This is a genomic window from Methylobacterium sp. WL6 (genome assembly GCF_008040095.1).
Lineage (GTDB): Bacteria > Pseudomonadota > Alphaproteobacteria > Rhizobiales > Beijerinckiaceae > Methylobacterium.
Genome location: NZ_VRVH01000323.1, coordinates 1 through 4,906 on the forward strand (window position 1 = coordinate 1; position 4,906 = coordinate 4,906).

The 4,906-nt window shown below is 60.7% G+C and carries 5 protein-coding genes; 3 read left to right on the forward strand and 2 right to left on the reverse strand.

The features are described from left to right. Positions 1-332 precede the first annotated feature (332 nt). From FV230_RS24600 to FV230_RS24610, 3 genes are all read left to right on the forward strand, one after another. Positions 333-593, forward strand: coding sequence for a hypothetical protein (locus tag FV230_RS24600; RefSeq protein ID WP_246694985.1), 261 nt, complete (start codon positions 333-335; stop codon positions 591-593). Positions 594-2,836: 2,243 nt separating this feature from the next. Beyond that, positions 2,837-3,139 carry a hypothetical protein gene (locus tag FV230_RS24605; RefSeq protein WP_147844263.1) on the forward strand — a complete coding sequence of 101 codons (303 nt, stop codon included), beginning with the start codon at positions 2,837-2,839 and terminating at the stop codon, positions 3,137-3,139. A gap of 18 nt (positions 3,140-3,157) precedes the next feature. Further along, positions 3,158-3,391 (forward strand): hypothetical protein, encoded by a 234-nt coding sequence (locus tag FV230_RS24610; RefSeq protein WP_147844264.1) that lies wholly within the window; start codon positions 3,158-3,160, stop codon positions 3,389-3,391. 164 nt (positions 3,392-3,555) lie between these two features. Here the strand turns inward: FV230_RS24610 and FV230_RS24615 are convergent, their stop codons facing one another. Next, complete coding sequence (locus FV230_RS24615) at positions 3,556-4,050, reverse strand: MucR family transcriptional regulator (RefSeq protein ID WP_147844265.1); 495 nt, start codon at positions 4,048-4,050, stop codon at positions 3,556-3,558. 340 nt (positions 4,051-4,390) lie between these two features. Then, a complete protein-coding gene (locus FV230_RS31300) occupies positions 4,391-4,519 on the reverse strand; it encodes a hypothetical protein (RefSeq protein ID WP_281408323.1) in 129 nt (42 codons plus the stop codon). Positions 4,520-4,906: the final 387 nt, after the last annotated feature.

Genomic DNA, 4,906 nt, shown 5'->3' on the forward strand with positions numbered 1-4,906 from the left:
GATACACCCCGTGCTCGGCAAGGCGAAGCGGTCGTAGTGAGGTGAGTATGCTCGGGCGACGATCGAAGCGCAGGCTGCCCCACAGCCTGACCCAGCACCTTTCAGATCCGAAGATCGTTGTCTTCAGCCCCCGAACGACCAAGCGGCGTAGCACCCCCTCTGCGTCTGGGTCGCCGCGGAAGTTCGGCATATCGGCCGTGACCCTCATCGTCCTCGTGCTGGCCGGCGGGTACCTGCTTCACGCGTGGTAGGGGATCAAGCCAGGCTCGAGTCGACCAGGGCTACGTGCGGCACCGTGAGTACCCTGAGGGTGTGAACTGAAGGAACGACCGATGGCCGACATCCCTGATCAGGAGATCGAGACCTCTCCGCTCGGCGGCATCGTCACCCGCGATGGCGTCATGGTGCAGGTTCACATCTACCGATTTGCCGGCAGTGACGATGAATGGACCCTTGAGGTGGTCGAGCACGAAGGCGGGCACACGACCTGGACTGATACCTTCGCGAACGATGAGGACGCCTTCAAGGCTTTCGAGCAGGCGGTCGCTAAGGACGGGATCCGCTCGTTCGTTAAGCAGCAGGTGGAGCATTGATCGAGCGCGTGCAGCGGAAGCGCTATCGCGAGTGAATGGGCAACGCCTCGCCATAGGGATTGACGGCTTCCTCTTGGCCTACGTGACGAGCACAGTGCTTATCGCGAACGGCTTCGACAATGCGCTTATGATAGTCTTCGCGTCTGGGATTGTTGCATCCGTCGCGCTCATGGCCTTCTAGATCCGAGCCGATCACAAGCGGTGATCCGAGCGAGCCCGGAAGGGTCGGACTTCTATCGATCAGTGTGACGCAGCCTTCCAATCTGAGGGAACACCCGCTGTCTGAAAATCAGAGCAAAAAGTGGAAGCAAGCCGGAGCGGCTTTCGCTAGCCGGCAGAGCCAACCCATCTCCATGCCTGCCGAAGGGCCGCCGGTGAACGTGGCTGAGACCAACCTGGCTCGGTAAAGGGCGGCTCGCTTATCGAGGGATGCGGCGCAAGCGTCGCCTCGGAAGCGGTAAGGCATCCTCCTTTTGGAGGTGAATGGCGAGGTGCAGGCGCCATCGCAAATGTCGTAAATTGTGCGCAGCTTGGGTAGTCCAATGAGCGAGTCCGCAGCCTCAACAAGCTTTTATTAACCATAAGGCAGCAGCGTCATCGGCGGGTGTGCGCCGTTGATCGTATGCGGCGCAGTGACCCGCAGCTCTCGGAGCTTCGAGGATGCGCCTTCCGGTTGTCGTGCTGATCGCGGTCCAATTTATCGCCAGTCCAGCCATGTCCCAAAAGCGGGTCGCTGCTATCCACCCACAACCGCCCCTTAGATCAGTTGAAAGCCTGCCAGAGATTTCAGTCTCCACCGCTGCGCTCCCGAATATCGAAGCGGCGAATAGAGCGGCGCGGATCAAGATGGAGAAGTCCGATTTGGCCATAGCAGGCCGTGATCTGCGCGTCCTGCGATCTGTGTGCGTCGGGTGTCGGACGACGGCAAATTGGGCAGCTCATAGCATCAAAGCCAGAGCAGAAGGACCTGAGTTCCCCATCGCAGATCCAGCTGCTGCCCCTGATCAATAGCAGTGCCGCTAACTAAGCGGCGGGGATCCTACGAAAGTGAAGTTTTCTACGCATACTGCGTATTTTGAGCAGTGTGAACGGTTTTGCCCGGTCTGGCGTTTAGAAGAGTAGCGCGCATAAGCTTCGCTATAAAACACTTCACACGGACGGTAGAAGCAATGGTTCCGCTCAGGGCCGATCGGTGACCAGTAGGAGCATCCAGACGGTGGCTCTGCCAGAGTTGAGCGTCACGACAGAAGCTCGGCGCCTTCAGGAAATTCATATCAAGGAATTCAGGTGGGATCCGCGCGTCTGCATCGGCTGCTGAACGACCTATCGGCAAAAATGGTGCTGGCTTCCGGCGTACAGGCAGTGAGCTTACCTTCCGGGGGTGGAAGCCTCGACAACCCCACTCGTCGCCCTCGCCTTCGTCGTAACGGCTGACCTTTATCTTGAGAGCACGCTTTTGGCCATTGTGCCATTTGGGCCGAGTAAGCCATAAATCTCAGAGCACCAGTTTTCGTCGCCGTTCCGAGTGTATGCCTGCCGAACCTCGCTAGACCATTTGCGGAGCTTGACTTCGATCAGCGGCTCTTCAGTGCTGGAAATAGCGCTATCCATCCTTAAGGTAGTTAGGCGCCCCGCGTTCACGCGAAATCCTGGGCACCTGCTCTCTGCAAAGATTGACGCTGCCGCCACCATTGCATAGTGGTCTAAATCTTCAGCGTGATCCCTGGCGACCACCGGTTGACTCAAACCTATTAGGCATCCCGGGAGCAAGTAAAAGAATTTTTTGGTGGATATTTTCAAGGTTCGACAGCCGATTAAGTCAGATCGAAAGTTGAGTTGCCGATAATATCCCGAGATCGGTAGATCCTACTATTCTCCCTAGGGCGGTGTGCTTGAAATTCACAAAAACCACCGGCCACGCTCCAGGATGGAAGCCGCCGGCTCTCGCTGTTTTCGACCACCGTGCGAGTGGGTCAGAGCAACGCCTTCGCAACGCACCCTAAACGCGAGACTGCCGTTGGGCGGCGGATCCCGTCAATCCCTGAGCCATCCGAACGCATCACGTCGCCGCCTCGGGCTGCGCAGGCGCATTGCCAAGGTCGTAAAAGCCGTCGTTCTTGGTTGCGTCGCCCTTGCGCTGCTCCCAGGCCAGCGTGTTGCTCAGTCGAGCGTCGACCCATGATGCGGACCTCGGTGCCCTCAACGCGCCTCGACAACCCCATCCCTGGGGCTATCCTGCTTGCATGCGCACAGTCCTGATCGCCCTCGCTCTCGTCGCTATGGCCGGAGGTGCCAGCGCACAGCAGCAGATGCCGACCGTCCCGGAGTTGCTGACGGCTGAAAGTAAGGCCTCGCAGGCGTGTGAGGGCTCAGGAGACGCGGACGTCGCCCGAGAGCAATGCCGTCTCCGCGACCGTCTGAGCGGCCGCCTGGCGCCAGCCGGCTACTGCTGGGGTCGCAAAGGCCAGACCGATGAGAAGAAGCACTGGCACGCCTGCCAGCCGGACTCGATCTACGAGGACGATATCGAGGCGGTGCAGCTCTGACCCAAGAGCTGCAGACCGATGCACAAGCTTCCACCGGGCAGCCTCTACCGCCTTCAGACCCTGGCTCAGACCGGGGCAAGCTTCTACAAACTGACCGCCTACATGCGGCGCCTTGAGGTGCTGGGCATGGTCGTCGCCACCGGGCGGACGGCCCCGGAAAAGGACCTCAACGAGTACAGGATTACTGACGCGGGGCGTGCCGAGCTCAAGGATCGCTACGACCCACCATCGACAAATCCTATCGAGCGATAAATTCTCCCGACCACGGTTACGCAGATGGTTTGCCGGGCTGATGGCGGCCACGGAGCATCGGGCTAATGGCCAGTCCCGATACGATCCAGTGATGCCGACCGACACCTCCCCGCTTGGCGCAGACCGGCGCGGTGTCGATGGGAACCGTCGAGCAGGTCTTCGGATCACTCCGCCGCTTGCTGAAAGCGCAGGCGCTGGTTCTGCCCGATGGTGCGGGAGATCACCGAGCGGCGCGCGCTGTAGCTGGCCGAGACCAGGGGATAGTCGACCGGCAGGCCCCACTTGGCACGGTAGGCCTCGGCCGACAGTCCGCGCAGCGTCAGGTGCCGGCGCAGCGCCTTGTAGGGCTTGCCGTCTTCGAAGCTGATGATGGCGTCCGGCGAGATCGACCTGCGAATCTCCGCATTGGTTGGCTTCGTCCGCGCCGGCTTCGGCGGAATGGTCAGCCCCGTAATCGAGTCGTGAACCATGCGGATCAGGTCCGGCAGCCCCGTGGCGGGCACAGAGTTGTGGGCGACGTAGCTCGTGAGGATCTTGGCGGCGAGGTCGATGGGGTCCGTCGTAGTCTTCACGGTTTGTCTCCTTCCGAATGCTGTCTGGTAGATGCGTGTCCAAAACGTGCTGTCGCCCGGCGCAGGATGTTTTCCGTCGTCGATCATCCTGAACGATCGCGGCAGGTCGGCCTGCCGTCGCACGATTATGCGCGTGCTATCCTGAAACACAACTTATGAGAGAATTGTGCGATGGATGCGATCTACTTAGAATTGATTAACGGGCTTGAATCGGCTGCAATGGTCAGCCGTTGGAGGTCGATGCCCTGCTATTTTGCCCATCGAAACTGGGGTTCAGGCACCTCTTGCGAGCCCCGGCCTGGACCTTCAGGCATGTAATTATAGGTTGTATAAACCGCCCCAGCTTGCAGCCCCACCCGATCGGCTCGGGGGCCTGCTGCTGCTTACGGCGGAAGTGTTGGCGCGGCTGGCATGAGCGGGGCAAACCTCAATCCGGCTTCTCGCGCTTTGCAATGACCCGGCAGGCCTGACGCAGGGTGACCTCATGGTCCGGGTAGAGCGTCGCCACGGCATCGAGCACGAGGTGGCCGAGCTCGATGCTCCACACCGTCGCCAAGTGCCACTGAATCGAGCCCGACGTCGTCCAGGCCTCGACGTTCAGGCCGCGCTAGATCGGCGTCGGCACGATCTGTTGTTTCGAGGGCGGTAGGATGAGCCGGGCCTGACACGCGCTTTCGTATTTGCGCTCGGGCGGCGACCCTGGGCGGCGCTGATGCCGGCACGAGCCCGACAGGTGCCGGAGCGCATCGAGCTGCTGCATCGTAGGTCCGAACCGAGCCACAAGGCCGTTTGTCGCGTAGACGCCCCTTCGGCGGCACGACAGGCACTCCACCACGACGCGATCGCCTGCGATGTTTCCGAGGGTGTCCACCTACGCTCTGGCTCCACGATCACGAACGGCGCGGCGAGATAGCGACCGGATCTCCACAGTCGCTTCGAGGGG